The following is a 26,127-nucleotide window of genomic DNA, read 5'->3' as shown; positions in this document are numbered from 1 at the left end:
GACTTGTGAATCCCCACAGGCCCTAGTCGTCTTCGCCATACCGACTACGATAGGCCCCAGGATATCCTCGCCCGAGAGCCACAAAGTCTGCCTCGCCTGCGCTATGGACGTTTAGCAGCCTGTCGGGGCCAAGGTGCGAGGTGGCATATAGGTCGAATCCGCCCCAATCGGTGTGACATGAGAGGGAGCGCGCGTAGAGTGCGATCACCGCTTTGGCCGCTGAATAGGCGTCGGGCGTGACGCCGAGGGGAACGGCGATCTCGAAAACGCGCGGGGTGCCTAGATTCGATAGCTTGTCGAGCATCTCGCCTTCTTCGTGATTGAAGTAGGCGGATTCACCACCCCAATGAGCGAGCAGAGATGTGACGCCGCCATCGTCGATGCGCTGCGGGTGAGATGTCATCCAGAACTTGCCGCCGCGCGAGCCGAGTTGGTCATTCTGAAAAGGGCTGGCCTCGAAAATCACACGCGCCTCGTCGCTGGTGAAGTCACCATCAGCCACTCGATCAGCAAGGCGTGCGCGCAAAAAGTCCAACGTCGCCGGATAAAGACCATTGTTCCTTGCCGAGGCCACTTCGCGGTCGGTCATGCGCGTATGATGCCAAGCCCGGATCGTGCGGGTCTGCATGACGGCCATTAAATCATCGGCGAAACGATAATAGGCGCTGGCATGAGGGTTGGAGGGGGGTGGCCCCCGCCGGTCCGATGCTTCGCGTTCCAGGTAGTTCGCCCGATCGGTTGCAAAGTAATCGACAAAGACCTGTTTTTGGCTGTGCAACACGTCGATCAACGCCGCGTCGAAGGTGTCGAGATTCCAGACGTCGATCGGCGCGGTCGTTGTTCGGTCACCGCGTCCAGCCGTTTGAGAAGATTTCATGTCAATTCGGTCTGAATTCCGCCGTCCAAGATTTGGCTGACAGGCGCGATCAAGAGACCGTCCTTTCCGACGAGCGAGAGACCGCCGATCCGTTCTTGCTGTCTCGGCACAAGGGGTTGTCCTTGGAGATACGTAGAGAACAATTCTTCATCCAGGCCAACGAAGCGAACAAGCCCAGGATCGGGAAGGAGTTTCGACAGCTCGTTGGCCTGGTCGAGGTCAAGATCGAGCGGCCCAAACGGCGTAATCACCACACCCGAGAAATGGCGCTTCTGATCATCGCCCTGTACCCGCACGCGCCGACTCGGCGTCAGGATTTTTCCATCCTCTCCGCCGGGCTTCAATAATCCGAGACCAATCGCCGTTTGTGCGACATGGGTGCGAGCGACCGCCTGGACCAAGTCTTCGATCTCTTCCGGTGTCAGCTTCTCTCCCTCCGTTTCAGGGTCGAGCACATAGAGATAGGGATCGCGCGACGGTGACGCCAAACCCCATCGCGACATGACGGCCCAACCTTTCACGCTCTTGGAACGCCAGCGCGGACCGCGAACAGTCGGTGTACGCTTTTGCACACGGACACCCATAATTTGTCCCTCCGCGGTCTTGATCGGACCAGGTTTACCGCCGCGCGTGGCATTCCCCTTTTGATGCGAGCCTTTTGCCTCGCCAATGGCGAGTTCGCCTGGCCTGGCGCATATCCAGTCGGGCATTTCCGTAAGCGAGCGCGGTTTCCGGCTGACGCGCCAGTTTGGTGAGAGGTGGAAATTGTCGCCATCGATCGCAGCGAACCAGACGAAATCATGGTTGAGCTGGAGATAGGCGCGCGCGAAGAAGCGTCCGAAGAGGGCGGAGAAAGCACGGCGCATTTCCGTACCGCGACCTGGACCCTGTTCGCGCCAGACGAGATTGGTGCCCGGTTCAAGCAGATCTTCGAGGAATGCAAAAAGAGACGTTGCTCGTGGCGCGGTCTGGAGAATTTCATTCCATGCGCATCGCGCGACATCGTCCATGTCGAAGGACATCTGACTCATCGGGTGCCCGCTTGGCATCCGCAGATGGGCTGGGCACGCGCTTGGAGGATCGATTATGTAGCGTTGGAATCTCGTGCTCATCCTGGGCGGGCCTATAAAAACGAATGCACGGTCAACGCGCCTGCGACGCTGGAGCCGACCCATTTCTCACCGTCCGCAGCCTTGAGGTCGATCGCATCGGTTTCATAGTTGACGCAAACGAGCGTCTGGACGGCCGGCTCGTCGAGCTGTGTCAAAGCCTCCACGAGACGGCGCTTGTTGTCGCTATCCAGGCCCAAAAATAGGCTGGAATCCACGATGATCATCCAAGGGGTCGGCCTTGGGTCTGCCCGGATCATTCGGAGAAGGACGTCGAACAGCGCGAAGCTATGTTCGGAACCAGCCAGTCCTCCCGTCTCATAAAAGAAGTCACTGCCGGCCGAGCGGACCTCCGCGCGATACTCGCCGATCCGGCGAATTCGCGATCCGAAGGTCGAGCTACAGAACAACTCTTCGCGCAGCGCGTCCCAGACCTGATCCTCGCTCATCCCAAGTTGCGGCGCGAGCGCGCGCAGATCTCGGCGAAAAGGGTCTTTGATCCGGTTGGGTTTCAGGCTTTGACTATCCAAGTATACGATGTTGAACAGCGATCGAGGCCAGTGTGCTGCGACGTTCCCGTTCACCTCTATATGAAGACGGGTCTGATGGAGTTTCGGGACACGTTTGAGGGCAACAGGCTCTTCGCTGAGCCGCACGGTTGTTCTCGCGCCGTTCACTGAGACGGCCGCCTCGATCATCATTGACGGGGAGCCAGCCCCGAAGAGGCGCCAGCGTTTGCGGAAATTCTCGAAGTTCACGCCGCCTGCAAAGGCCGCAATGCTCTCGCAAAGACTGGATTTCCCGGAACTGTTCAGTCCGAAAACGACATTGTGCCGACCAAGGGAGATGCTGGTCCGTTGGCGAAACGGACCGACATTCTCGATGGAGATGTTGGTAATTCCATGCTTGAGCAAACTGTCGGCGCTGGCGATGCGCGCGAAGACCCATTCCTGGTGTTGCGATTTCCAACGTTTCAGATCGTCAGCGGTGTGTCGGCTGGGATTGTCGTCGATCTGTTTTCCGTGGAGCTGGCACATCCAGATGCCGTTGGCCTCGCTCGCCCGTTCTTCAGACGTGAGGTTGCCGTCGTAGCGCGGCCCTCCTGACGAGGCGGCGGTGATATGGGCGCCCACTCCGACCATCGTCAGGCCCGACCTGCGATCGTCGGACGGGCCAATCGTCAGTTGTCGGCAATCAGGATAGGAACACATGTATCCTGCGCGCTGCGCCATCAGCCTAAGCGTAGGTTTCGTAAAATCATCGCGCGCGCCTGTCGAGGTCATAGGCGCCCCGATGCGCGCAACGGGTTGATGATCGTGACGCCGGCAAAGTCTTTCTCGTTATCGGTGACGACGGTGCATCCGTGAGCCTCGGCGACGGCGGCGATGATCGTGTCGAGCGCGCTGCGGGGCCGACCCTGCGATTTCCCCTCGGCCATCAGGCGCGCCCAGATCAGGCCGGCGTTTTCGTCGAAGGGGAGTATGCGGCCGACGAAAAGTGCCTGTGGACCCTCTGGCCCTGAGAACCATGCCTCAAGCTGATCGCGGCGTTTGCCGGCCGGCTTCTCCAGAACACCTCGACGGATTTCGGCGATGGTCAGCGAGGCGATGAAAAGGTCTTCGTCGTTTTGCTCCCCCATCCATGCGAGCAAGGACTCCGACGGGGCCGGTTTCGCGATGTCGCTGATGATGTTGGTGTCGAGCAGGTAGCGCATCAGATTTCGACGTCTCGCCCTTCTTCGCGGACCCGGACGAGATCAAGGTCAGCGCCCACGAGAGGGGAGCGTCGTAGCGCAGCCAGAATTCCCCCCTTCTTCGGCGGCTCGCCGCCGATGGTCTGGCTCACTGCCGCGCGGAGACGCGACGCCTCTGGGCCGTCTTCCGCAAGGCGACGGGCCAAGGACCGGATAAGGTCGCGATCGGCATCTCGCGCCAGTACCTCAAAGCGCGCCAAGCCGCGCTCGCTCAAGCGAGATCGATAGTTTTGAATGGCACGTTTTTGCGAGCTGCCCATGGCTACCTCCTAGATATTTCCAGTAATATAGCCGCACGGCACAATTTTTCAAGGATGCTCTGAAAGGCGAAGGAGCAGCCTCTCGCAACCATCGAAAACTTGGAAGGCCTATCAGATGAGAGGCATCTCCAAGGCCAGTGACGCGATGGTCGCGGCAATTGAAATGGGCGCAGTGCGGCATTAGAGGGCTATAGCGTAGATGTAGTGCTCATCATCGTCGGGCGCGGCCCGCCATCCTGCTTCGCGCTGCCGCGCTACGCAGGACGGACGTCCTGACCACTCAGGGACGTCTGACATGCCCCCGCGCCGAAAGTGCAGGAAGGGGCCTCTGTCTTCTGAACCTCATCTCCTGACCGGCCCATGCGCTTTGCGAAGCGGTGGGCTCGTCGTGTTCTGAAAGTCCGCTATGTCCGACCCCGTCCTGACCATCGGCATCGACTTCGGCACCACCAATACGGTGGTCGCGGTGACGCGCGGGGACGGCCAGGCCGAGGTGCTGCGGTTCGAGGCGCCGGTCGGCGACCTGACCGCCTTCCGCTCGACCCTGGGCTTCCAGATGCATCAGGCGCCGGGACAGGCGCCGGAGCGGGTGGTGACGGCCGGGCCCTGGGCCATCGACGCCTATGTCGAGGATCCGCTCGACACCCGCTTCATCCAGTCATTCAAGAGCTTCGCCGCCAGCGCCGCCTTCACCGAGACGGTCATCGACAATCGTCGCTACAAGTTCGAGGACCTGCTGGGCGCCTTCCTGCTGCAACTGCGCGGCCATGGCGGGGAGGGGATGGCTGAGCTGCCCGCCCGGATCGTCGTCGGCCGTCCCGTGACCTTCGCCGGCGGCTCGCCCGACGCGGCCCTGGCCCTGGAACGCTACGAGGCCGGGTTCGAGCGGCTCGGCTTCACCGACATCCGCTATGCCTATGAGCCCGTCGGCGCGGCCTTCTTCTTCGCCCGCACCCTGAAGACCGACGCCACGGTGCTGGTCGCCGACTTCGGCGGCGGCACCAGCGACTTCTCCATCGTCCGCTTCGAACAGACGCCCGAGGGCTTGCGCTCCCACGCCCTGGCCCGGTCCGGGGTGGGCGTCGCCGGCGACGCCTTCGACTACCGCATCATTGACCATCTGGTCTCGCCGGAGCTGGGCAAGGGCGGACTCTATCGCACCTTCGACAAGACCCTGCCGATCCCCCAGCGCTACTACGCCGCCTTCGCCCGCTGGGACCAACTGGCCCTGCTGCGCGCCTCGCGCGACATGAAGGACATCCGCGACATCGCCCGGAATGCGGTGGAGCCCGAGAAGTTGGAGCGACTGGTCGAGGTGCTGGACGACAATCACGGCTATGCCCTCTATCAGGCCGTGTCCGCGCTCAAGATGGCCCTGTCGAGCGCGGACGACGCGACCTTCGTCTTCGAGGCCGGCTCGGTGGAGATCGAGGCAGAGGTCACGCGCCAGACCTTCGAGGGCTGGATCGCGCCCGAGCTCCAGGCCATGGAAGCCGCCGTCGATCAGGCCCTGAATGAGGCGGGGCTGGAGCCGGACGGCGTGGACCGCATCTTCCTGACCGGCGGCACCTCCTTCGTCCCCGCCGTCCGCGACATCTTCGCGCGCCGCTTCGGCGCCGACCGCATCGAGACCGGCGGCGAGTTCGAAGCCATCGCCTCGGGTCTGGCCCTGATCGGGCGGGAGACCGATCTCGATCTCTGGACCGAGCGGCGATCCGCCTGAGCCAGGCCTCGGGGTTTCCCCGATGGCGGCGAGCGGGACAAGGCGCGACAGCTTGGCTGGCCGAAGGGGCCAGTCAGGGCAGGATCCTCCCGTGCCGAACCCATACCGCACCCTGCTGAGCGCGACCGCGACCGCGATCTTGGCCGGCCTCGCCGCCGCGCCGGCCCTGGCCCAGGACACCGAGAGCAACGACACCCCGATCGGCGATCATTCCGGAAAGGATGTCCCCTCGGTCGGCCAGACGCCGGACTATGTGATCCCGGACTTCCCGCCGAGAAGGCCGGCGCCGTCGGGGCCGGACGCGCCCTTCTTCACCCTGAGACCCAGCCTCTCCCTGATCGGGGACTGGACCGGATTCAGCCAGGACGACGAGAACATCGCCCAGATGGGCGATCAGGAAAACGGCGCCCAGATCCGTAGCATGCGGCTGACGCTGGCCGGCTCGTTCGGCCGCAACTATCGCGTCAGCTATCAGATCGCCGGCGAATACAAGGGTTTCGCCACGGATCCGGCCACGGACTGGCAGATGACCGACGTCAACCTGACCTTTCCCATCGGCGACCACACCAAGCTGATGGTGGGCAAGTCCAAGGAGAGCTTCTCCTATGAGATGGTCGGGGACTCGGCCAACCTGCCGCAGAGCGAACGGGTGCTGAACCCCTTCTTCATCTCGCGCAATGTGGGGGCGCGGATCACCCATGTGTTCGGGGAGTCCAGGCGGGCGACCTTCGCCTTCGGCGCCTATTACGACGCCTGGGAATTCCAGACAGACACCGACCGCGGCATGGACGTCGCGGCCCGGGCGACCGCCCTGGTCTGGGACGATCCGGACAACAACCGCTTCCTGCACCTGGGCCTGGCCTGGCGACACGTGGCGGTGGACGAGAACGCCCGCTACAAGGGCCGGCCCGAGACCAATATGGGCGACAACGCCGTGGACACCGGCGACTTCGCGGCCGACAGCGCCGAGCATTTCGGCGGCGAGGCGCTGCTCAACATCGGCTCCGTCTCCTTCCTCGGCGAATATATCGTGGCGAAGGTCGATTCCCCGGCCCACGGCGATCCGACCTTCCAGGGCTTCTATGTCACCGGCAGCTGGATCCTGACGGGCGAGACCCGGCCCTATGACCGCAATGTCGGCTATGCGCGGCGGGTGATCCCCGAGGGCCGGTGGGGCGCGCCCGAGCTGGTCTGGCGCTACTCCCGCGTCGACCTCGACGATCAGGACCTCTACGGCGGCTCCTTCGACCGGGTCATGGTCGGGCTGAACTGGTGGGCCACTACCCGCTGGAAATTCGGCGCCAGCTACGGCCACACCTGGCTCGACCGGGCCGGTCTCAACGGCGAGAGCGACAGCTTCCTGACCCGGATCCAGTGGATCTACTGACCGCACCGACGCTCCGGCCTCATCGCCCCTTCGCCGGCCCCGGCAAGCCGTCAACCCACGCCCTGGGCGGTGATCTCAGCAATGGCCGCCACGAGCGCGTCCATGTCCTCCATGCTGTTGAACAGATTGGGCGTCACCCGGACGCAGGCGCCGCGATCGACGCCGTCGCGAGCCACGGTGAAGATCCGGTGGCGCTCCAGCAGTCGCCGGGCGACCAGCTCATTGTCGCGCATGGAAACCCTCCCCGCGAGCCGGAAGGATGTGATGGCCCCGCACAGACCGGGCTCCTCGGGTGTCAGGATTTCGACGTTGGCGATCCCTCGCGTCTGGGCGACCCAGCGGTCGCGAAGCGCCCGAAGGCGCGCGCTCTTTCTCTGAAGGCCGATGCGCGCTTCGAATCCGAGGGCGGCATGGGTGCTCAGGAAGGCGGCCGCGTTCAGGGTTCCTGTGTGAACGCGTTCGGCGATGGCGTCCGGTCCGTCAGGAGGGGTGGCCAGGTCATGGTCGATGCGCGAGAGGGCGCTCTTGCGGATGTGCAACAGCCCGACCCCCAGCGGGGCGGCCAGCCATTTGTGACCATTCAGACCCACGAAATCGCAATCCAGATCCCGCAGGTTGAAGTCGAGCTGCCGCCAGCTGTGGGCGGCGTCGACGATCACATCGATGTCGCGCTCCCGCGCCAGGGCGACGATTTCGCGCACCGGCAGCGCCAGACCGGTCCGGTGGCTGACGTGGGTCAGCAGGGCGAGGCGGATGCGAGGATGGCGCGCGAAGGCTTCCGCATAGGCTTCGATCAGGGACGACCGGGTCGCGGGCTCGGGCAGGGCGATGCGGACCGCCTCGGCGCCCTCCCGCAGGGCGAGGCGCTTCATACCGTCCTGCATGCTGTCGTAGTCGAGATCGGCGTAGAGGACGGCGTCGCCCGGGATCAGGCGGTTGTAGCCGCCGATGAGGATTTTCAACGCCTCCGTGGCGTTGCGGGTGAAGGCGATCTCATCGTCGGGCACGCCCAGGGTTTCGGCGAGGCGGGCGCGGGCGTTCGCCAGGTCCTGCCCCATGCCGCGCCGGGCGTAGTAGCTGGTGTCGCGGTTCACGCGCGCCAAAGTCTCGAGGTAGTGGGCCTGAACAGGACGCGGCATGGCGCCCCAGTTGCCGTTCTCGAGCTGAATCACCTCGCGCGGAACCTCGTATTCCGCGGCGATCTCCTTCCAGAAGCCGTCGTCCTCCGCCTTCGCCGATCCGGGGTCGGCCGACAGGAGGGCCGGGATGGCGGCGCTCCGGGCAAGTAGGTCGCGGCGGGTGATCTCGGCCATGCCGATCCTTGCGATGAGGTCGACGCCCCTGCGGCGTCGGGTTCCGGGGCATGAGCGTCGAGCTCGCGCCACCGGGGTCCATTCTGGCCGCCGTCTGCGTCAGAATTTCTATCCCGACCGGGCGCCGCCCGCCGGCGTCCGAGTGGGACGGGCGCGTGACGGTGGCGACGACGGTCTGATCACCCGATCTTTCCCCGACGTGATCTTGTGAGGCCCCTCGCGGCGGTCTAGGGCTCTGGTCACCGAAATCCGGGCGACAAAACTTCAGGGAGACGACCCATGGCCGATCTGGCTCAAGTCACCGATCACATCCGCAACGCCGTCGGCGACAACTCCGGTCTGGGCAAGACCGTGAAGATCGACCTGGGCGACGCCGGCAAGATCTACATCGACGGCGCCTCGACCCCGAACACGGTCACCAACGAGGACAAGCCCGCCGACGCCACCGTCACCATCAGCTGGGACGACTTCATCGCCCTGTCGGAAGGCAAGCTGGACGGCATGATGGCCTTCATGCAGGGCAAGCTGAAGATCGCGGGCGACATGATGATCGCCCAGAAGCTGCCGGCGCTGCTGAAGCGCTGATGCGCGGCGGATAATCAGACCAGCGGACGGCGCGGCTCCCACGGGGCCGCGCCGTTTTCGTTTCGACCCGACTCCCAAGCCCGGCGCACGACCGGGGATCACGAAAGAGGATACGCACATGGACTTTCAGCACAGCGAACGCGGCCTGCACTGGCAGGAGCGGGTGCAGCGCTTCATGGACGACAAGGTCTATCCGCGCGCGGCGGAATACTGGGCCCAGGTCCATGCCGACCACACCGTCCAGCCGCCGATCATGGAGACCATGAAGGCCGAGGCGCGCGAGGCGGGTCTGTGGAACATGTTCCTGCCGGGCGAGCACGGGGCGGGCCTGACCAACCTCGAATACGCGCCCCTGGCCGAGATCATGGGCCGGTCGCTGTGGTCGGCCGAGGTGTTCAACTGCAACGCCCCCGACACCGGCAATATGGAGGTGCTCCATATGTACGGGAACGCGGCCCAGCAGGAGCAGTGGCTCAAACCCCTGATGGCCGGGACCATCCGCTCGGCCTTCCTGATGACCGAACCGGCCGTGGCCTCGTCCGACGCGACCAACATCCAGACCTCCATCGTCCGCGACGGCGATGAGTATGTGATCAACGGCCGCAAATGGTGGTCGACCAATATGGGCCACCCGAACGTCAAGATCGCCATCGTCATGGGCAAGACCGACACCTCGGCGGCGACCCACCAGCAGCAGTCCCAGATCCTGGTCCCCACCGACACGCCCGGCTTCCGCGTCGAGCGGATGCTGACCGTCTTCGGCTATGACGAACGCCCGATCGGCCATGCCGAGGTCGTGCTCGACAACGTCCGGGTCCCCGTCACCAACCTGATCGCCGGCGAGGGCCGGGGCTTCGAGATCGCCCAAGGCCGCCTCGGGCCGGGCCGCATCCACCACTGCATGCGCACCATCGGCGCGGCGGAGCGGGCCCTGGACCTGATGTGCGAGCGCCTGCTCAACCGCACCGCCTTCCGCAAGCAGCTGGCCGAGCATTCGGTCTGGGAGCAGCGCGTCGGCGAGGCCCGCACCAATATCGAGATGTGCCGTCTGATGGTGCTCAAGGCCGCCTGGATGATCGATCAGGCCGGCGCCAAGAACGCCAAGTCCGAGATCGCCCAGATCAAGGTCGCGGCCCCGCGTATGGCGCTCAAGATCATCGATGACGCCATCCAGGCCTTCGGCGGCGCCGGCGTCTCGGGCGACACGCCCCTGGCCGAGCTCTACGCGGGGGTGCGGACCCTGCGCCTCGCCGACGGTCCGGACGAGGTTCACAACCGCACCATCGCCCGACTGGAATACGCCAAGCACGGCGGCAAGCCGGTTCGGTAAGGGCCAAAGAACGGCGCTCGCCCGTTTTTGTCAGCAGCCGTTCGCCGAAGGGGCTTTTCTTCCGGCGAACGGCGGTTGATCCATGGCGAAGCTGACAGCCATCCCCATCTCCCCGCCATCGACGCTTGCGGTTCCCGACACAGGAACCAAACCGCGCCGGTGACATTTCAGGGCCGGGTGGGGAACCGCCGTGGGCAACCCGGGCGGAGGCTGTCGCTATGAACGATCTCGCACGTATTCCGTCGTCCGCTTCGGACGACATCGACCTGTATCGGGCCGTCCGCGCCCGGATGCCGGAGCTGGCGCAGGGTCTGTCGCCCGAGGATCTGGCCGCCCAGCCCATGGCCGACGCCAGCCCGGGCAAATGGCATCTGGCCCACACCAGCTGGTTCTTCGAGGAGATGATCCTCGCCGCCGAGCCGGGCTACAAACCCGTCGATCCGCGCTGGCGGCAGCTGTTCAACTCCTACTACGAAGCGCTGGGCCAGCGCGTCGCCCGGCCCGAGCGCGGCCTGATGACCCGGCCTTCGCTGGATGAGGTTCTGGCCTACCGCCGCGAGATCGACCGCCGCATGGTCGACCGGCTGTCGCGCGGCCTGACGTCCGGCGCCGAACGCTATCTGTTCGCGCTCGGCCTGCATCACGACCAGCAGCATCAGGAGCTGTTCCTGATGGACCTGCTCTATCTGATGTCACGTTCGCCTCTGGACCCGGCGGCCTATGCGACGGAGCCGCGCGAGGCGTCGGTTCAGCCTGCGGTCGGGGGCGTCACGCGGTTCGACGGCGGTCTGGTCACGATCGGCCATGACGGTCAGGGTTTCGCCTTCGACAACGAGGGACCGGCCCACAGCGTCTTCCTCCCGCCCTTCGCCTTGGCGACTGATCTGGTGACCAACGGCGACTGGATCCGCTTCATTCAGGACGGCGGCTATTCGCGGCCCGAACTCTGGCTGTCGGACGGCTGGGCGACGGTGAAGGCCGAGGGCTGGACAGCGCCCCTCTACTGGCATGCAGGGGAGGGCGGTTGGTCTGTGTTCGGCCTCGCGGGTCTCGCCCCCGTCGATCCGTCAGCCCCGGTGCGCCACATCTCCTTCTACGAAGCCGACGCCTACGCCCGCTGGGCCGGCAAGCGCCTGCCGACGGAAGCCGAGTGGGAGCATGCGGCTGTAACCGGCGGGGGCGCCTTCACGAACCTGTTCGGAGAGGTCTGGCAGCACACGGCCAGTAGCTATTCCCCTTACCCCGGCTTCAAACCGACCGATGGCACGGCGTCCGAGTACAACGGCAAGTTCATGGCCAATCAGATGGTCCTGCGCGGGTCGTGCTTCGCTACGCCTCCGGGCCATGCGCGGGCGACCTACCGCAACTTCTTCTATCCGCATCAGAGGTGGGCGTTCATGGGCCTGAGACTGGCCGAGGACGTCGCGCCCGACCGCGCCGTCGAAGATACCGATGAGAATGCCGCCTTCCGCGCCGAGCTGATCGAGGGGCTGTCAAAGCCGCAGAAGGCCGTGTCGCCGAAGTGGTTCTACGACGCCGAGGGCTCGCGCCTGTTCGAGGACATCACCCGCCTGCCGGAATACTATCCGACGCGGCAGGAGGCGGCCCTGCTCAAGGATCTCGCCCCGCGCCTGACCCGGGACTTCGGCGACAACGCGGTCCTGGTCGAGTTCGGCTCGGGGGCCAGCGAGAAGACCCGCATCATCCTCGACGCGGCGCCCGATCTGTCGACCTACATCCCCATCGACATCAGCCCCGACGCCCTGAACGAGGCGGCCGAGCGGATCACGGCGGCCTATCCGTCGATCGAGGTCGTACCGGTGGTCGGGGACTTCCTGAATCTGCCGCCGCTGCCGGAGCTGGGCCGTGGGCGCCGCATCGGCTTCTTCCCCGGCTCGACCATCGGCAATCTGGACCGCGACGCCGCCATTGACTTCCTGAAGGTCGCGCGCGCCCGGCTGGACGACGGCTCCCTGTTCATTCTGGGCGTCGATCTGGTCAAGGAACCCGAGCTGCTGGTCGCCGCCTATGACGATGCGCAAGGGGTGACGGCGGCGTTCAACAGGAACCTCCTGGTCCGCGCCAACGCGGAACTCGACGCCGATTTCGACCTCGACGCCTTCGACCATGTCGCGGTCTGGAACGCGGCCGAATCCCGGATGGAGATGCACCTGCGCTCGGCGCGGGATCAAAGCGTCCATATCGGCGACACCGTAATCCGCTTCGCGAAGGGCGAGACCATCCACACCGAAAGCTCGCGCAAATACACCCGCGCTTCGGTGATCAAGATGGCCGAGGCGGCGGGCTGGACCGTGACCCTGTTCGAGACCGGGCCCGCGCCCTCGGTCGCCCTGGCGCTGCTCAGCGCCAGTTGAAGGCGGGGCGCGAAGCAAGAAAAAGGCGGCGAAACCGTTCGGGTCTCGCCGCCTGATTTCTGCGTTCTCCGGGGAGGGGCTACTCTGCCTGGTTCTCGACGTCGTCGGGACGCCGCGAGCCATGCGAGGCCTCGCCGCCCTTGCGGCCGGCCTGGGCGGCCAGGCCCCGATCCTGCGAGAAGCTCCGCTTCTCGGACGGCACACTGGCCCCGCCCTTGCGGGCGATTTCGCGCTGACGTTCCGGGTCCATCGAGGCGAAGCCCCGCTTGGAGACACCCGAGGGGCGGTTGGTCTGACCTTCGGCCATTCGGCTGTTCCTTCCTGAGTAGTGTGGTGCTTGCGATGAAGAACCCAATGGGTCGGTCAAGGTTCCGCCTCGCGATCATCGGTTGATCGGAACAATCAACTTGCGTTTTGGTCGAACGTTCTCGAATCGCCTTCATCACCGCCGCCGGGCTGGATTTCAGGCAGTTCGTCGGGGGCGCCGCCCGGATCGATATCGGGCGTCTGCGCGGGCTCGTCGGGGAATTCGGGCGGCTGGCCCGGATCGATATCGGGGTCGGTGTGGCTCATGTCGGTCTCCTGTCGCGAGGAGAACGTTCAAACCTTCGCGATGTTCAGAAACCCGGGAACCCGACCCGGCGGGCGCCGGTTCTTCCGCCGAACTCCAGGGAGCTTTTCCGATGACTGAATCCTACACCCCGACCGCCGACGACATCCTCTCCGATGACCTGCGCGAGGAAGGGCCCGCGCAGCGTCTGGGTCGCAAGGCCGACACCCTGATCGCCGACGCCGAAGGCCGCGCCTTCGCCCGCTCCGAAGGCATCCGCAAGGCCGTCCGCTCGGACCTGCACCAGGGCCGCCTGTGGGCGAAGGATCACGCCGAGCAGACCCGCGAGCTTATCCGCGACAACCCGACGAAGACGGCGCTCTACGCGATCGGCGCGGGCGTCCTGATCGGCCTGCTGCTGCGGCGGTGATCTTTCACGTCCGGGCGCCGCGCGGCTCCAGCAGCGCCCGGATATCCGCCTGAAGGGCCCTGGCTTCGACGGACCCCGAGCCGCTCCGGCCCGTCGTGTGCATTGCCAGCAGCAGGGCCGTGAAGCCGCTGCCGTTGCGGGCATTGATGTCCGCGCCAGCATCCAGAAGTGCCTCCACCGCTGTGGCGGACCGCGTCCGGACTGCCAGGTGCAGCGGGGCCGCCCCGTCCATATTCCGCGCTTCCGGATCGGCGCCGGCCGCGACCAGCCGAGCGACGACCTTTGCCTGCGCGGCTGAACCCCAGACCGGCGAACCCGGTTGACCAACACAGGCGGAGTGGAGGGGCTCGGCGCCCCGGCGGTTGCGGGCGCGGAGGTCGGCGCCCAGGCCGATCAGCAGTTCAACGATGCCAGGGGCGTGGTTCGCCGCCGCGATATGCAACGGCGTGTCGCCGACATAGGCGGCTTTTGGTCGATGGAATGACGCGTCGGCGGTCAGGGCCGCCCTCGCCAGCGCCGGCGCTTCGCGCAGTCGCTGCTCCGCCTGATCCGCATCACCGCCGCTGATCGCCTGCATCAGGGCGAGCAGGGCCGGGTCATTGGGCGCGGACCGGTGTGCCATTGTCGCGGCCTAGGACGGCCCGGTCGGTTCGCGGAACAGCCGCGGCCCCAGCAGCGCCCGGTCAGACACGAACGGATTGGTCTGCCGCTCCTGCCCGAAGGTTGAGTGCGGCCCGTGGCCCGGGACGAAGGTGACGCCGTCGCCCAGTGGCCAGAGCTTCTTCGTGATCGACTGGATCAGGGCCTCGGGATCGCTCTTCGGGAAGTCGGTGCGGCCGACCGAGCCCTGGAACAGGACGTCGCCGACCTGGGCGAAGCCGATGGCGCGATTGAAGAAGACGACGTGGCCCGGCGTATGCCCCGGGCAGTGCACCACCTCCCAGGTCGTCTCGCCCAGCGTCAGGACGTCGCCGTCGTTCAGCCAGCGGTTCGGGGTGAAGGTCCGCGCCTCGGGCAGGCCGTAGCGCTGGCCCTGCATCGGAATGCCCTCGATCCAGAACAGGTCCTCGATGTGCGGGCCGATGATCTCGACGCCCGATTTCTCCTGCATCTCGGCGGCGCCGCCGGCGTGGTCGAGGTGGCCGTGGGTGATCCAGATCTGGTCCAGCGTCAGGCCGCGCCGCGCGATCTCGCCCAGAATGGCGTCGGCCGAGCCGCCGGGATCGATCACGGCGGCCTTCATCGTCTTCGTGCACCAGACGGTCGTGCAGTTCTGCTGCAGCGGCGTGACCGGGGTGATGAAGACGCCGACGGGCGGCTGAGGGGAGGGGCTCTGGCTCATCCCCGACAGATAGCGGCCCGCGCCCTCTGGCGAAAGCCGTCGCGCCGACCGGAGCCCGCCTGCTAGGAAGGCGGCATGCTGACCCGTCGCCACCTTCTGTCCGGCCTCGCCGCCGCCTCAGCCCTGACGGCCACGGGGGCCGCCCGCGCCGCCGACGGCCCCCGCCTGGCCATCACCATCGACGACTTCAACATCGCCGACGGCGCCCTGATGACCGGCGCGGCCCGCCATCGCGCCGTGCTGGACGCCCTCGACGGCGCGGGGATCAAGGCCGCCGGCCTCGTCGCGGGCAAATATGTCGACACCGCCGCCGGCGCCGCCCATCTGGCCGCCTGGGCCGAGGCCGGGCATCTGATCGGCAACCACACATACGCCCACGCCTACTACGGCGGATCGAACCCCGGCGACCTCGGCGCGGACATCGACCGCTGTGCGTCCCTGATCGCGCCATATGCCACGACCCGGCCCCTGTTCCGCTTTCCCTTCCTCGCCGAGGGACGGACGGCCGAGACCCGCGACCGGATGCGCGCCGTCCTCGCCGACCGGGGTCTGCATAACGCTCACGTCACCATCGACGCCTCGGACTGGTATGTGGATCAGCGCCTGCGCGAGCGGCTGGACAAGGACCCGAGCGCCGACGTGACGCCCTACGGCGACTTCCTCGTCCGCCACCTGCTGGACCGCGCCGCCTTCTACGACGGCCTGGCCCGCGACGTTCTGGGCCGCAGCCCGCCGCACACCTTGCTGATCCACCACACCCTGGCCACGGCCCTGTTCCTGCCCAAGGTGCTTCAGGGCTTCCGCGACGCGGGCTGGACCCTGATCGACGCCGAGGCCGCCTTCGCCGATCCGGTGTTCCAGTCGCAGCCCGACATCGCCCCCGCCGCCAACAGCCTGATCTGGCAACTGGCCAAGGCCGACGGCCGATTCGAGGCCCGGTTGCGCTCTCCCGGCGAGGACGGTCCCTATGAGAAGCCCGCCATGGACGGGCTGGGTCTCTGACCTGAGGCTTGCAACCCAAGGGTAGTCGTGCGAACGCCGTTATCGGAGGGTTGCATGACAGAAGAGTTGAACGTTTCGGAGGTGTCAGGCGATGGCCCTATGGCTCGCGCTGAAAAGCGCCGCCGTGCTTATGTGACCAACCTGATCACACTTTTTGCAATTGGCGTGGTTGCCGCTCTGGCATTCGCATTGTCAGATGATTTGGGAACACTGTTTGGCTTCGACTTTTTGCGAGAGTTTGCGTCCTTAACCCGAGTGTACGCTGGGCTCTTCATTTTGTTGGCCATTTTTGGAGCTTTGGGTATAGCGACGCAGGCTTACCTGAAGGACGGGACCTTCAATCCGTTTAGTGATATCTATGGGCTGTCTGAAGTTTTCTTAGATGAACCTGACGATCCTGATCGATCAGATTCTCCAAAGCCCCATTCATCGATCGCCGCACCCGCGAAAACTCCATCGGAGACTATCTCGGCCGATATTTCCACGCGGCTCGAGGCGGAGATCGAAAATCAGGATCGAAAGGCCAATCTCAATCTGATTCTGGGGGGCACGGGTGCGGTTGTTTCGACCGGCATTTTGGCGGTGTCGGTTTTCATGCCGCCTCATCTGGTGGACGCTAGGGCCTTCTGGTTCGTCGCCGGGGCGCGGTCGCTGCTGTCCTTGAGCGCCAGCGTCTTCGCCTTCTTCTTCCTGTCGACCTATCGCCGGAACCTGACCGAGGGCCGCTATTTCCAGAATGAACTCACCAACTTCCAGTCGAGGCTGCTCGCCGTGCGGCTGCATCAGGAGATGAGTCTGGTCAAAGCCGATCGCGGGGACGAGCCGCTTCTGGCGATGCTGGGCCTGCTGGCCGCCACCGAGCGGAACTTCATCCTCCGCAAGGGCGAGACGACCACGGACCTGCTGCAGAAGGATTTCGACCGCCAGGACAATCTCGCCCTGATGGCCACGCTTTCGACGCTGGCGGGGCAGGCGGCGCAGACGAGCGCTCCGGCGGTGGCACCACCGCGCACGGCGCGAGCCTCCGCGAAGAAGGCTACATCTCAGTAGCCGCACGTTCGCGTTGACCTTTGGAGCCTGTCTCGACATAAGGGCGGGCTTCGAGGCCGCCCCTGATCGGGGCGGCTCTTCTGCTTTATCCATTTCGCGTATGGCCGCGTTGGCCGGTTGCGCCCCAGAACGTCAGATCCCGACCATGCAAGTCGTCGAAAAATCCACCGAAGGTCTCAGCCGCGTCATCGCCGTGACCATCCCCGCCACCGAGCTGAACGCGAAGCTGGACGCCAAGCTGAAGGAAGTCGCGCCGCAGATGAAGCTGAAGGGCTTCCGTCCCGGCAAGGTGCCCGCCGCCCACGTCAGGAAGACCTTCGGCCGCGAGATGATGGGCGAGATCATCAACGCCGAGCTGAACGAGACGAGCCAGAAGGCCCTCGACGAAGCCAAGGTGCGCCCCGCCGCCCCGGCCGAGATGAAGCTGGTCTCCGACATGGAGAAGGTCATCAAGGGCGAGGAAGACCTGGCCTATGAGATGGAGCTGGAAGTCATGCCCGACTTCACGCCCGTCGACCCCAAGACCCTGAAGCTGACCCGCCCGACCTATGAGGCGACCGACGCCGATCTGGACGAAGCCCTCACCGAACTGGCCGGCCAGGCCAAGTCCTACGAGGACAAGAAGGGCAAGGCCGTGAAGGCCGCCGACGGCGACCAACTGACCATCGACTTCCTGGGCAAGCTGGACGGCGTGCCGTTCGACGGCGGCGCCGCCGAGGACGCGGACCTGGTGATCGGCTCGGGCCGCTTCATCCCCGGCTTCGAAGAGCAGCTGGTCGGCGCCAAGGTCGGTGAAGAAAAGACCATCGAGGTCACCTTCCCGGCCGACTACCAGGCCGCCAACCTGGCCGGCAAGCTGGCCACCTTCGACATCACCGTGAAGGCCATCAAGTCGGAAGTCGCCGGCGTGGTCGACGACGCCTTCGCCGAGCGCATCGGTCTGGAATCGCTGGACAAGCTGAAGGAGCTGCTGCGCGGCAACCTGAACCAGCAATACGCCGGCGCCGCCCGCTTCAAGCAGAAGCGCGCCCTGCTGGACCAACTGGACAGCGCCCACAGCTTCGACCTGCCGCCCAAGATGGTCGACGCCGAGTTCGACGGCATCTGGCAACAGGTCCAGGCCGACAAGGCCAAGGGCGACCTGCCGGAAGAAGACGCCAAGAAGTCGGACGACGAGCTGAAGGCCGAGTACCGCAAGATCGCCGAGCGCCGCGTGCGCCTCGGTCTGGTGCTCGCCGAGATCGGCCGCGCCAACAACGTCGGCGTCACCGATCAGGAACTGAACAACGCCATCATGGCCGAGGCCCGCAACTACCCGGGTCAGGAGCGTATGGTCCTGGACTTCTACCGCCAGAACCCCAACGCCGCCGCCCAGATGCGCGCCCCGATCTATGAAGAGAAGGTCGTCGACCTGATCTTCGGTCAGGCGGAAACCACCGATACGCCGATCACCAAGGAAGAACTGCTCAAGGAAGAAGAAGAGGGCTGAGGCTCCTTCCTCTGATCTGATCCGATCCTGAAAGGGCCGGTCCGTTCGCGCGGGCCGGCCCTTTTCGATTCCGCGACCCGCGACGGGCGCCCACCTTGCGTCAAGGGCTTGGCAACGCGATATGCTGTTCAATGAGGCGGCGAACTTCCGAGTCGCCGCCCACAAGCATCCGAGAAGGCCATATGCGCGATCCGATCGACTACATCTCCAATAATCTCGTCCCCATGGTCGTGGAGCAATCCAGCCGGGGCGAGCGGGCCTTCGACATCTTCTCCCGCCTGCTGCGCGAGCGGATCATCTTCCTGACGGGTCCCTTCGAGGACGGCATGGCGTCGCTGATCTGCGCCCAGTTGCTGTTCCTGGAATCGGAAAACCCGAAGAAGGAAATCTCCATGTACATCAACAGCCCCGGCGGTCAGGTGACCTCGGCGCTCGCGATCTACGACACCATGCAGTACATCAAGTCCCCGGTTTCGACCGTGGTCATGGGCATGGCCGCCTCGGCCGGCTCCCTGATCCTGACGGCCGGTGAGGCGGGCCAGCGCATCGCCCTGCCGAACGCCCGCATCATGGTCCACCAGCCCTCGGGCGGGTTCCGTGGCCAGGCCTCGGACATCGAGCTGCACGCCGCCGACATCCGCTATACCAAGCGCCGCCTCAACGAGATCTACGTCCAGCACACCGGCCGGACCTATGAGGAGGTCGAATCCACCCTCGACCGCGACCACTTCATGGACGCCGAGGCCGCCAAGGCCTGGGGCATCGTCGACCACGTCTACGACAAGCGGACCGAAGCCGAAGCCGACGGCATCAAGACCGTCTGATCCGACGATCTTTTTGGATCGAAGAGGGGTGCGCCGGACACGGCGCGCCCCTTTTTCTTTGTGCTAGCGTCGTTCCATGACCCTTCGCACGACTCTCTTCGTCATCGCCGTTGCGGCCGCCGCGACCCTGTCCGGCTGCTACACCTATCGCCTGACCGGCGACGACGTGGTTCCGACCGACGCCCGGCTGACGGCGGCGGGAATGCGGATGACGCCGGGTTTGCCGCTTGCCGAGGTCGGCGCCCGGCTGGGCCTGACGGTGACCGAGGAGACGCTGCCTGCGGCCTTCGGCCCGGTGGCCCTGACGCGGTTTGAGCATTCAACACCCAAGCCCCTGATCGTCTTCTGCGGCGGCAACATGTTCCGGCGCGAGCTGGGCGGGCAGAAGGTCGTGGCCCTGCTGGCTCCGCTCGGTGACGTCTGGATCTTCGACTATCCCGGCTATGGCGACTCAGCGGGGCAGGGGACGCCCGACCAGTTCGAGGCGATGAACCAGGCGGTCTCCGCCCGCGTCGACCACGCCTTCGCCACGGGCCGCACCGGCGATCTCGCCTTCTGGGGGCACTCGCTGGGCGGCACGGTCTGCGGCGATCTGGCCGGGCGCACCGACCACGCCTCCGACCTCGTCCTGATCTCGACCTTCCAGAGCTTCGAACAGGTCATCCGCGCCGGCGCCGCCCAGGAGGCCGGCCCCCTCGGCGGTCTGGTCCGGCCCGTGGTCGGCGACGACGTACCCCGCTTCGATCTGGGCGCGGCCCTTCAGGGCTATCGCGGAACGGCCGTCGTGGTTGCGGCCCGCAACGACGACACCGTGCCCTTCCTCGCCACCTCGCGACTGGAGCAGACCCTGCGCCGCGAGGGCGTCTCCACGCGGCTGATCGTCGTCCCCGCCGCCGACCATTCCGGCATTCAGGAGACGCCGGGCCTGATTGACCAGATCGTCGACGCCCTGAAAGCTGCCGGCTTCGGCGACTAATTCGCCGACTCTATGGTATGGGGCCGCCCATGCAGCACACACGCGATCAGAAGGGGACCGTCGAGGTCGACGGCGAACTCTACGACTGGGAGCTGCGCCGCCAGCCCCGGCGCACCACCGGCAACAACTGGGAAGGCATCGCCGTCAGCCTCTGGCTCCAGGGCTACAAGCGCGAGGCCATCATCCAGTTCCCTATGCCGATGCGCGCCAACGGCCACCCGGACCTCGAGAAGCAGAAGGTCAACGTCGACTACGTCAAGAACGCCGTCGCCGCCGCCATCGAGGCCGGCTGGGAACCCACCTCGCGCGGCAAGGCCGTCGAGTTCGACGTCGACGCCCAGGGACGCTAGGTTGGGGCGTTGATCGCCCCTACGGCCGTCCCTTGAACACCCGAAAGCCCTTCTCGGCGGCGATCTGGAGCATTTCCGTATCGCCCGAGGTGTCGCCATAGGCCGCAGCCAGCTTCACCTCGGGGCCATAGGCCGCCTGCAGCCGCCGCACCTTCTCCGGCCCCCGGCAGTTCGGCCCCGCGAAGGCGCCGGACACCCTGTCGTCGGCGTCGAAGAACAGGGGGGTGCCCAGAAGGGCGTCCGCGCCCAGCCGTTTTGCGAACGGCGCGACCGTGGTCACGGGCGAGGCGGTGACGATCACCCGGTGCGCCCCTTTGTCGCCCCACGCCTTCCAGCATTCCAGGGCGTCGGGCCGCATGAACCGATCCCAGACGGCGTCGGCGAAGCGTTCGGCGTCGGCCTCGAGCGTCGTCCGGTCCACGCAGCCGAGAAATTCGCGCACCGAGGCCGCCTTGATCCGTCCCCGGTCGCGGTCGCGCGCATAGTGGGCCACCGCCGGCGCCATCTTCACAAGACCCAGGGCCCAGCCCGCCGGACCGGCCCGCCAGCGCAGGAATTCGGTGAAACTGTCGCGGATCGTCAGGGTGCCGTCGAAATCGAACGCCACAATGGGTTGTCCGTCCGCCAGGCTGGTGTTCGAACCCGCGCCCGGTTCGCCCCTCTGGCGAACGGCGTCCGTGCTCCCCATGTCACTCATAAGCCGTGATCCCCATCCATACAGACCAATCCACGCTCATCACGAACTGCTCACCAGAGCGGGGTTGTGAGTGGCGTTGGGATGGGTGATTGTCATTTTTTGAATATCTTCGCGTCCATAGTGGTGGAATCAACGCGAAGGAAGCGCGTCAGTCTCAACCTCACCTGAGGGGAAAGGCTCCGCGAGAGTGAGAAGGGTCCATGACCAAAGCCGCCGGAACTGACGCCAAGAGCACCCTGTACTGCTCCTTCTGCGGGAAGAGCCAGCACGAAGTGCGCAAGCTCATCGCCGGGCCGACCGTGTTCATCTGCGATGAATGCGTCGAACTCTGCATGGATATCATCCGCGAAGAGCACAAGATCGGCTTCGTGAAGTCGAAGGACGGCGTCCCGACCCCGAAGGAGATCCGCGAGGTTCTCGACGACTACGTCATCGGTCAGGGCCACGCCAAGAAGGTCCTCTCGGTCGCGGTGCACAACCACTACAAGCGCCTCAACCACGCGACGAAGAACAACGACGTCGAACTGGCCAAGTCGAACATCATGCTGATCGGGCCGACCGGCTCGGGCAAGACGCTGCTGGCCCAGACCCTGGCGCGCATCATCGACGTGCCCTTCACCATGGCCGACGCCACCACCCTGACCGAAGCCGGTTATGTGGGTGAAGACGTCGAGAACATCATCCTGAAGCTGCTCCAGGCCTCGGACTACAACGTCGAACGCGCCCAGCGCGGCATCGTCTACATCGATGAAATCGACAAGATTTCCCGGAAGTCGGACAACCCCTCCATCACCCGCGACGTCTCGGGCGAGGGCGTGCAGCAGGCCCTGCTGAAGATCATGGAAGGCACCGTCGCCTCCGTGCCCCCGCAGGGCGGCCGCAAGCATCCGCAGCAGGAGTTCCTGCAGGTCGACACCGCCAACATCCTCTTCATCGTGGGCGGCGCCTTCGCCGGCCTGGAGAAGGTGATCTCGGCGCGCGGCGCGGGCGCCTCGATCGGCTTCGGCGCCAAGGTCAAGGAAATCGACGAACGCCGCACCGGCGACATCCTCAAGGGCGTCGAGCCCGACGACCTGATGCGCTTCGGCCTGATCCCCGAGTTCATCGGCCGTCTGCCGGTTCTGGCCACCCTGGAAGATCTGGACGAAACCGCCCTGGTCACCATCCTGACCGAGCCCAAGAACGCCCTGATCAAACAGTACCGCCGCCTGTTCGAGATGGAGAACGTCAACCTGACCTTCACCGACGACGCGCTCAACGCCGTCGCCAAGAAGGCCATCACCCGCAAGACCGGCGCGCGCGGCCTGCGCTCGATCCTGGAAGGCATCCTGCTCGAGACCATGTTCGAGCTGCCGACCTTCGAGGGCGTGGAGGAAGTGGTCGTCAACGCCGAGGTCATCGACGGCAAGGCCCAGCCCCTGCTGATCTACGCCGAGAAGAAGAAGGCGGCCGACGGCGCGGCCTGAGCCGGCCTTCAAGCCAGACGATCAAGGGGCGCATCCAGCCGGATGCGCCCCTTTTTCATGCCCGGACCGTTCCGTCCCGCTCAGCCCAGCGCTCTCAACAGGGCCAGAGCGAATTCGTCCATGGTGCGCTGGGAAACAGCGGTGTTGTTCAGGATGACCGCCGTGCCGCCACCGTCGAGCCGATGGCCCAGGACCGAGCGATAACCGGCCGTATTTCCGGTCTCCCAGGCCGCGGGGATGGTCATGCCCCCGATCTCCACCTGCCAGATGCGTCCGCCCAGCGCATATCGGTCCGAGGCGATCTCGACCGTGGTCAGGGCGCGGCGGGAGGCCGGGCTGAGGAAGCCCGTGTCATAGACCCCGTGCGAGAAGCGCTGCAGGTCCGCCGCTGTACTGAAATAGCCTCCGGCCGCCACCAGATAGCTGGGCCTCGGACTGATCCATTCCACAGGCGGCGCCACGGTCCGGTATGAGGTCGCATTGGCCGAGGCCAACTGGGTGGTCTCCATCATCCGCAGGGGATTCAGGACCAGCGCCCGCATCGCTTCGGGGTAGGGCAGGCCCGTGACGGCCTCGATTACCCCGAGGATGATGATCCAGTTGGTCATGGCGTAGTCGAAGCGCGCGCCCGGCTCGAACACCATGTCCCCCGAAGCGAAGGTGGCGATGGCCTCGCGCGTGGTCATCGGCTTGTTGATCAGCGTCGGATCGGCGCTGTTCAGCCCTCCGAACAGGTTCGGCACGCCGCTGCTGTTCGACAGCAGCCGGCGCAGGGTGACGCGGGCGCCCGTGTCGGCCCGATAGTCGGTCAGCCAGGTCGTGATCGGGGCGTCGAGATCCAGTTTCCCCTGATCGACCAGCCGCATCACCGCCACCGCCGTGATCCGCTTGGAGATCGAGGCGATGCCGAGCGGCGTGTCCGTCGTCATGGGCACGGCCCGTTCGATGACCGCCTGACCCGTCGCCCGGGCGAACCGCGTCCGCCCGCCCTGGCCCAGGAGCACCACGCCCTGGAACCCGCTGTCCCTGACCATGCCGTCGATCAACGGCGTCACACGGCTCTCCAGCGAGCTTCCGCCCGCGAGGGTGGGGCCGGGCAGGGCGGTCGCGGCTGCGGCGCCGCCGGCCAAAGCCAGCAGGGAACGGCGGTTGAAGCCTTGGGGTCTGGTCACGGTCACGCTAGAAAGCTCCTCACTCTTGTCGGGGACTGGCCGGTCGCGGCAGGGTGATCCAAACACCCAGATCCGCCGCCCGGAGCCCGTCTCATTGGTCCTGCCGACCGTCCTTCCAACCGGATTTCGGTGAACGACCGTGGGCGTCGGTGAGCGTCTGCGCGTCCGGGCGACGGCGCTTTTCCTCCTGCTCGCGGGACTGGCGGTCCTGATCGGGCCGGCGGTCCAGCCGCTGCTGACGTCGTCGACATCTCCCTCCCGTCCGGCCCTCGTCTGGAGCCTGTGCGACACCCCGTCGACCTGCCGACCGGTCCGGATCGACAGCCTGCGTCTCGATCGCCCGGTCACCGTCCTCAGGACCAGTTTCGTCGCCGATCGGGGCCGGACGCCGGCGCCGCTGACGGTCCACCTCGTCGCCATGGCCAGCGGCGAGGTCTGGTGGAACGGCCAACGCATCGGCGCGAACGGCCGCGTCGGTCCCGACCGCACCGCCGAGACCCCGGGCCGGTTCAGCGCCGTCCTGTTCGTGCCCCCGGACCTTGTCCGCGAGGGCCCCAACGCGGTCGAGGTCCGGCTGTCGGCCCATCACCTCTGGGCGCCGGTCGCCCGGCCCATCCATCTGATCGGCATCGGCGGCTATGACGACCCGCTGAAGGGAGCGCTGGTCCACTATCTGCCGACCCTGCTGGCGGTCGGACTGCTGGCCCTCGCCCTGCTGTTCAACGTCCTGCTGTGGGCCACCCGCCGTCCGCCCGCATCGGCCGCCTTCGCCGTCATGGCCGGAACGGTCCTGTGTCAGGCCGTGATCGAGGCCGGGAAGCTGGTTCAGACCTATGGCTATCCCTGGCAGCTGGGAAGGCTGATGGGCATCGTCGCCTGCGCCGCCCTCGCCGCCGCCGCCCTGGGCGGTCTGGCCTCCAGTTTCACCGCCGACCGGCGCGTGCGCCTCGCCCTGAACCTCGTTCTGGTCGCCGGGCTGACGGTCGCTGTCTTCGGCCCGCCCTGGTGGGACGCCAAGGCGCTGTGGGGCTTCCGTTGCGGCCTCGCCGTCCTGCTGGCCGGAGCGCTTGCGGGCCTGCTCGGAGACCGTCGCGGCGCCCTCTGGGTCGGTCTGGCCTGCGTCGCCGCGCTCGGCCTGTCCTGGACCCGCAACTTCCTCGACACCGGCTACTACTGGGGATTCCTGGCCCTGTTCGGCTGGTGGGGCGTCCACTCCGTCCGGTCGCTGCGGCGCGAAGCCTCCGCCCCGGCCTTGGGCCCGGTCGTGCCGGACGAGGCGACCCTGTCGATCCCGAACGGCGGCTCGCGTCACCGGGTCCGGGCCGGTGACATCCTGCATATCCGCGCCGACGACGACTATTGTCTGGTCCGGCTTGCGGACGGGCGAGAGCTGCTGTCGACGGCCAACCTGTCGGCCTTGATGGCGCTGGCCCCCGGCCGCTTCCTACGCATCCACCGCAGTCACGCCGTCAATCCGCGCTGCATCGCCGTGGTCCACCGCGCCGGCCGGTTCGCGCGCACGGTCGAGATGGAGGGCGGCGAGCGCCTCGCCGTCGGCCGCACCTACTGGACCCGACTGGAAGCCGGCCTCGGGTCGTCTGAGGGGTAGCCTACCGGGGGCGGACGGGTCTAGGGAGCGGTTCTGAACCGGAGGCCCCGCCCGTGACCCAAGCTGACACCGATCCCGACTTCGATTCCGGCGGTTATGACATCGACGACTGGTCGCGCCTCGTGGCCTTCACCGGCCGGGTGGCGACGCTGGACGACGTCCAGGCCAAGCGGGCCGTCTTCGCGCTCGACGATACCGAGCGGCCGTTCCCGCTGGATCTCGACCTGCCCCAGCCGGTGATCTGGTGGGAGGAGGACGGCGAACAGGCGGCCGTGGCCGTCCAGGCCGAATGCCACACGACCGCCGAGGGCGAGGAGATGGAGGTCGTCGGCCTGATCCTGCCGGACGGGGAGGCGGCCATCGCCCTGCTGGAAGACCTCGACATCGTCGACGACACCGACCCGACCTGGCGCAAGCTGGTCTCGAGCGCCGTCGACGGCGTTTCGACCGAGGACTGA

At 66.1% G+C, this 26,127-nt stretch carries 27 protein-coding genes; 15 read left to right on the top strand and 12 right to left on the bottom strand.

The annotated features are described in order from the left end of the window. Positions 1–22 precede the first annotated feature (22 nt). The 5 genes from ACW172_RS18530 to ACW172_RS18510 all read right to left on the bottom strand — a co-directional run bounded on the left by ACW172_RS18530 (position 23) and on the right by ACW172_RS18510 (position 3,999). Positions 23–877 (bottom strand): hypothetical protein, encoded by an 855-nt coding sequence (locus tag ACW172_RS18530; RefSeq protein ID WP_248117510.1) that lies wholly within the window; start codon positions 875–877, stop codon positions 23–25. Further along, positions 874–1,899, bottom strand: coding sequence for a hypothetical protein (locus ACW172_RS18525; protein ID WP_248117508.1), 1,026 nt, complete (start codon positions 1,897–1,899; stop codon positions 874–876). Before ACW172_RS18525 ends, ACW172_RS18530 begins: the two co-directional genes overlap by 4 nt. A gap of 101 nt (positions 1,900–2,000) precedes the next feature. Beyond that, complete coding sequence (locus ACW172_RS18520; RefSeq protein ID WP_492032889.1) at positions 2,001–3,269, bottom strand: AAA family ATPase; 1,269 nt, start codon at positions 3,267–3,269, stop codon at positions 2,001–2,003. Then, positions 3,266–3,700 (bottom strand): type II toxin-antitoxin system VapC family toxin, encoded by a 435-nt coding sequence (locus ACW172_RS18515; protein ID WP_248117506.1) that lies wholly within the window; start codon positions 3,698–3,700, stop codon positions 3,266–3,268. The genes ACW172_RS18520 and ACW172_RS18515 overlap by 4 nt, the downstream gene beginning before the upstream one ends. Then, entirely contained in the window at positions 3,700–3,999 is a 300-nt protein-coding gene (locus tag ACW172_RS18510) for a ferritin family protein (protein WP_041795963.1), read from the bottom strand. The genes ACW172_RS18515 and ACW172_RS18510 overlap by 1 nt, the downstream gene beginning before the upstream one ends. A 406-nt stretch (positions 4,000–4,405) precedes the next feature. On the opposite strand from ACW172_RS18510, the gene ACW172_RS18505 reads away from it, so the two are divergent. After that, positions 4,406–5,722 (top strand): Hsp70 family protein, encoded by a 1,317-nt coding sequence (locus ACW172_RS18505; protein WP_492032888.1) that lies wholly within the window; start codon positions 4,406–4,408, stop codon positions 5,720–5,722. Between the two features lie 91 nt (positions 5,723–5,813). Then, positions 5,814–7,109, top strand: a complete 1,296-nt coding sequence (locus tag ACW172_RS18500) for an OprO/OprP family phosphate-selective porin (RefSeq protein WP_492032887.1) — start codon at positions 5,814–5,816, stop codon at positions 7,107–7,109. Between the two features lie 50 nt (positions 7,110–7,159). Here ACW172_RS18500 and ACW172_RS18495 read toward each other — a convergent pair whose 3' ends face one another. Continuing rightward, on the bottom strand, positions 7,160–8,422 hold the full coding sequence (locus ACW172_RS18495; RefSeq protein WP_492032886.1) for an aminotransferase class V-fold PLP-dependent enzyme: 1,263 nt from the start codon (positions 8,420–8,422) through the stop codon (positions 7,160–7,162). Between the two features lie 279 nt (positions 8,423–8,701). Between ACW172_RS18495 and ACW172_RS18490 the strand changes: the two genes are divergently transcribed. From ACW172_RS18490 to egtB, 3 genes are all read left to right on the top strand, one after another. After that, positions 8,702–9,007: an SCP2 sterol-binding domain-containing protein gene (locus ACW172_RS18490; RefSeq protein WP_492032885.1), complete on the top strand. Its 306-nt coding sequence runs from the start codon at positions 8,702–8,704 to the stop codon at positions 9,005–9,007. A 118-nt stretch (positions 9,008–9,125) separates the two neighbouring features. Then, positions 9,126–10,337, top strand: coding sequence for an acyl-CoA dehydrogenase family protein (locus ACW172_RS18485; protein ID WP_492032884.1), 1,212 nt, complete (start codon positions 9,126–9,128; stop codon positions 10,335–10,337). A gap of 218 nt (positions 10,338–10,555) precedes the next feature. Next, complete coding sequence (egtB, locus tag ACW172_RS18480) at positions 10,556–12,712, top strand: ergothioneine biosynthesis protein EgtB (protein WP_492032883.1); 2,157 nt, start codon at positions 10,556–10,558, stop codon at positions 12,710–12,712. Between the two features lie 79 nt (positions 12,713–12,791). On the opposite strand, the gene ACW172_RS18475 is transcribed toward egtB, so the two are convergent. Beyond that, entirely contained in the window at positions 12,792–13,019 is a 228-nt protein-coding gene (locus tag ACW172_RS18475) for a con-10 family general stress protein (RefSeq protein WP_492032882.1), read from the bottom strand. Positions 13,020–13,114: 95 nt separating this feature from the next. Continuing rightward, positions 13,115–13,285, bottom strand: a complete 171-nt coding sequence (locus tag ACW172_RS18470; protein WP_492032881.1) for a hypothetical protein — start codon at positions 13,283–13,285, stop codon at positions 13,115–13,117. Between the two features lie 110 nt (positions 13,286–13,395). On the opposite strand from ACW172_RS18470, the gene ACW172_RS18465 reads away from it, so the two are divergent. Then, the gene (locus ACW172_RS18465) at positions 13,396–13,692 is read left to right on the top strand and encodes a hypothetical protein (RefSeq protein WP_492032880.1); all 297 of its coding nucleotides are present in this window, start codon (positions 13,396–13,398) and stop codon (positions 13,690–13,692) included. Between the two features lie 4 nt (positions 13,693–13,696). Here ACW172_RS18465 and ACW172_RS18460 read toward each other — a convergent pair whose 3' ends face one another. Beyond that, the gene (locus tag ACW172_RS18460) at positions 13,697–14,314 is read right to left on the bottom strand and encodes an ankyrin repeat domain-containing protein (protein WP_492032879.1); all 618 of its coding nucleotides are present in this window, start codon (positions 14,312–14,314) and stop codon (positions 13,697–13,699) included. A 9-nt stretch (positions 14,315–14,323) separates the two neighbouring features. Then, complete coding sequence (locus tag ACW172_RS18455; RefSeq protein ID WP_492032878.1) at positions 14,324–15,034, bottom strand: MBL fold metallo-hydrolase; 711 nt, start codon at positions 15,032–15,034, stop codon at positions 14,324–14,326. Between the two features lie 75 nt (positions 15,035–15,109). On the opposite strand from ACW172_RS18455, the gene ACW172_RS18450 reads away from it, so the two are divergent. The 6 genes from ACW172_RS18450 to ACW172_RS18425 all read left to right on the top strand — a co-directional run bounded on the left by ACW172_RS18450 (position 15,110) and on the right by ACW172_RS18425 (position 20,725). Beyond that, positions 15,110–16,036, top strand: coding sequence for a polysaccharide deacetylase family protein (locus tag ACW172_RS18450; protein ID WP_492032877.1), 927 nt, complete (start codon positions 15,110–15,112; stop codon positions 16,034–16,036). Positions 16,037–16,090: 54 nt separating this feature from the next. After that, positions 16,091–17,086, top strand: a complete 996-nt coding sequence (locus ACW172_RS18445) for a hypothetical protein (protein ID WP_492032876.1) — start codon at positions 16,091–16,093, stop codon at positions 17,084–17,086. 145 nt (positions 17,087–17,231) lie between these two features. Then, positions 17,232–18,575: a trigger factor gene (gene tig / locus ACW172_RS18440; RefSeq protein WP_492032875.1), complete on the top strand. Its 1,344-nt coding sequence runs from the start codon at positions 17,232–17,234 to the stop codon at positions 18,573–18,575. 182 nt (positions 18,576–18,757) lie between these two features. Beyond that, positions 18,758–19,399: an ATP-dependent Clp protease proteolytic subunit gene (locus ACW172_RS18435; protein ID WP_492032874.1), complete on the top strand. Its 642-nt coding sequence runs from the start codon at positions 18,758–18,760 to the stop codon at positions 19,397–19,399. Positions 19,400–19,475: 76 nt separating this feature from the next. Further along, a complete protein-coding gene (locus ACW172_RS18430) occupies positions 19,476–20,375 on the top strand; it encodes an alpha/beta hydrolase family protein (protein ID WP_492032873.1) in 900 nt (299 codons plus the stop codon). Positions 20,376–20,404: 29 nt separating this feature from the next. Continuing rightward, positions 20,405–20,725 carry a hypothetical protein gene (locus ACW172_RS18425; RefSeq protein WP_492032872.1) on the top strand — a complete coding sequence of 107 codons (321 nt, stop codon included), beginning with the start codon at positions 20,405–20,407 and terminating at the stop codon, positions 20,723–20,725. 19 nt (positions 20,726–20,744) lie between these two features. Here the strand turns inward: ACW172_RS18425 and ACW172_RS18420 are convergent, their stop codons facing one another. Then, complete coding sequence (locus tag ACW172_RS18420; RefSeq protein WP_492032871.1) at positions 20,745–21,422, bottom strand: HAD-IB family hydrolase; 678 nt, start codon at positions 21,420–21,422, stop codon at positions 20,745–20,747. A gap of 200 nt (positions 21,423–21,622) precedes the next feature. Here ACW172_RS18420 and clpX point away from each other — a divergent pair, with 200 nt between their 5' ends. Next, positions 21,623–22,888 carry an ATP-dependent Clp protease ATP-binding subunit ClpX gene (gene clpX / locus ACW172_RS18415; RefSeq protein ID WP_492032870.1) on the top strand — a complete coding sequence of 422 codons (1,266 nt, stop codon included), beginning with the start codon at positions 21,623–21,625 and terminating at the stop codon, positions 22,886–22,888. Positions 22,889–22,968: 80 nt separating this feature from the next. On the opposite strand, the gene ACW172_RS18410 is transcribed toward clpX, so the two are convergent. Beyond that, positions 22,969–24,060, bottom strand: a complete 1,092-nt coding sequence (locus ACW172_RS18410; protein ID WP_492032869.1) for a serine hydrolase domain-containing protein — start codon at positions 24,058–24,060, stop codon at positions 22,969–22,971. A 139-nt stretch (positions 24,061–24,199) separates the two neighbouring features. On the opposite strand from ACW172_RS18410, the gene ACW172_RS18405 reads away from it, so the two are divergent. Continuing rightward, positions 24,200–25,669, top strand: coding sequence for a LytR/AlgR family response regulator transcription factor (locus ACW172_RS18405; RefSeq protein ID WP_492032868.1), 1,470 nt, complete (start codon positions 24,200–24,202; stop codon positions 25,667–25,669). A 53-nt stretch (positions 25,670–25,722) separates the two neighbouring features. Continuing rightward, positions 25,723–26,127 (top strand): hypothetical protein, encoded by a 405-nt coding sequence (locus tag ACW172_RS18400; protein WP_492032867.1) that lies wholly within the window; start codon positions 25,723–25,725, stop codon positions 26,125–26,127.

The organism is Brevundimonas sp. ALps5 (assembly GCF_058681645.1).
This window is presented reverse-complemented; position numbering and strand designations above follow the sequence as displayed.